Source organism: Streptomyces spongiae (assembly GCF_009377185.1).
GTDB classification, from domain to species: domain Bacteria; phylum Actinomycetota; class Actinomycetes; order Streptomycetales; family Streptomycetaceae; genus Streptomyces; species Streptomyces spongiae.
This window is the reverse complement of record NZ_VJZC01000930.1, coordinates 1-2464: the sequence shown is the minus strand read 5'-3', so window position 1 is coordinate 2464 and position 2464 is coordinate 1. Positions and strand designations below refer to the sequence as shown.

The following is a 2464-nucleotide window of genomic DNA, read 5'->3' as shown; positions in this document are numbered from 1 at the left end:
CCCAGCCCCGGTCGTCGGGGAACGGACCGATCAGATCGCGCTCCTCCGCGACCACCCGCCACAGCTCCTCCGGCGAATCCACCCCACCCGGAAACCGACAAGCCATCGACACAATCGCGATCGGATCATCCTCGCTGACTGACGTGGCCTCCACGTGTCGTACGAGAGGTGCGTCCCCCAGGAGTTCCCCACGCAGCCGCTGAGCGACCGCGGCCGGGGTCGGGTGGTCGAACAGGAGCGTGTCGGGCAACAGCGTGCCGACAGCGGCGGAAAGGCGGTTACGCAGTTCCACCGAGCCGTAGGAGTCGAGCCCGAGGTCCCTGAAGGCCCGCTCGGTGGGGACGGTGGCCGCGGCGTCGTGCCCGAGCATCGCGGCGGTCTCGGTGCACACCAAGGTGAGCAGCTCGCGTTCCGCCTCTCTGACGGACAACTGGGCGAGTCTGTGGGGCAGCGGCATATCGGCGGGAGCGGGAGTGTCGAGACGGTCCGCCTGCTGGGTGCGAGCCGACCCGTCGCCGACCGGGCGTTCTGCCTGCCGCGCGGTGCCGACTGCCGGTGGCTCGATCCAGTATCTCTCCCGTTGGAACGCGTAGGTCGGCAGCTTCAGCCGACGTGTGCCGGCATCAGCGGCCAGCACGTCCCAGTCGACCGTGGCGCCCCGCACGTGAAGTCCGGCGAGCATGGTCAGCAGCGCGCGGGTTTCGCCCTCGCCACCGCGCAGGGCGGGGAGGAATGCGGAATCCGGTGCTGATACGCAGTCCCGGCCCATCCCCGCCAGTACGGCGCGCGGGCCCAGCTCGGCGAAGACCGTCACGCCGCCTGAGTCTTCGAGCCAGCGCATGGCGTCAAGGAACCGTACAGTCCCGCGCACCTGCCGCACCCAGTAGTCGGGGGAAGCCAGTTCCTCGGCTGTCGCCGGCTTGCCGGTCACCGTGGAGACCAGAGGAATTCTCGGTGACCGGAAGGACAGCCGTGCCACACGCTCACGGAACGTGCCCAGAATGCCGTCCATCCGCGGTGAGTGGAAGGCGTGACTCACCCGCAGCCGTGTGGTCGTGCGACCGTGCTTGGCCCAGCCGGCGGCGATCTCCGCGACCGCGGCCTCATCGCCGGACAGCACCACTGCGGCCGGCCCGTTGACCGCGGCGATGCTCACCTCTCCCTCGCGTCCGGCCAACGAGGGCAGCATCTCGCTCTCCGCGGTCCGCACCGCGACCATGGCACCACCAGTGGGCAGTCCTTGGATCAACCCGGCGCGTGCGGCGACCAGGGCGCAGGCGTCGTCCAGCGACAGCACGTCAGCGATGTGTGCCGCGGCCAGCTCGCCGATCGAATGCCCCATCAGGTAGTCCGGCCGCACCCCCCAGTGCTCCAGTAGCCGGAACAGTGCGACCTCGACGGCGAACAGCGCGGTCTGGGTGTACACGGTCTGGTCGAGCAACTGGGCTTCAGCCGAGCCGTCCGCCGCGAAGACGACGCTCTTCACCTCAGCGGAAACGGTTCCCCGCAGATGGCGGTCAAGTCCCGCGCACACCGTGTCGAATGCCTGGGCGTACCTGGGGAACGTCGCGTACAGCTCACGGCCCATGCCCAGGCGCTGACTTCCCTGTCCGGAGCACAAGAGTGCCGTACGGGGTTCTCCGGCGAGGCCCTGGACCAGACCGCTCGCCGATTTTCGGCCTTCCGCAACGGCGGTCAAGCCGGCGAGAAGCGCCTTCCGGTCGTCACCCACGACCACTGCCCGGTGCTCGAAGGCGGTACGGGTGGTGGCCAGGGATCCCGCGAGGTCGGCCACGCCCTGCTCCGGATCGGCGAGGACATGGGCCAGCAGCCGGTTTGCCTGGTCCCGCAACGCCCGTTCGCTGCGCCCGGACACCGGCCACGCGCACACCGGCATACGCACCTCGGCGGGAGGCAGGTCAGAACCGCTCGCCGAGCCGCCGTCAGCGTGCGGAACCCACTCGGACATCACGACGTGACAGTTCGTGCCGCCCATTCCAAAGGAACTCACACCAGCCACCAGCGGAACATCCGACCGCGGCCACGGGCCAGTGGATTGCTGGACCCGCACATTCAGTTGATCCAGTGGGATATCGCGGTGAGGCGTGTCGAAATTGAGGCTGGGCACCAGAGTGCGGTTCTTCACGCACAGCACCGTCTTGATCAGCCCGGCGATACCCGCGGCACCTTCAAGATGACCGATGTTCGTCTTCGCCGAGCCGACGAGCAGCGGAGAGTCCGAAGGCCGTGCAGATCCGATCACCGCCCCGAGCGCGGCCGCCTCGACAGGATCCCCCTTGCGAGTTCCCGTACCGTGCGCTTCCACATACTGGATGTCGCGCGGGTCGACACCGGCACGTTCGTGTGCCAGCCTGATGACGCTTTCCTGGCCGTATCGGTACGGCGTGGTCAGTGTCTCTCCTGCGCCATCGTTGTTGACCGCGCTGCCGCGAATCACCGCGTA

At 68.5% G+C, this 2464-nt stretch carries 1 protein-coding gene; it reads right to left on the bottom strand.

Features of this window, described 5'->3' with window-relative positions:
• Positions 1-2458 (bottom strand): type I polyketide synthase (locus FNH08_RS48800; protein ID WP_407704607.1); only part of this gene is annotated, 2458 nt, incomplete at its 3' end.
• Positions 2459-2464 lie beyond the last annotated feature (6 nt).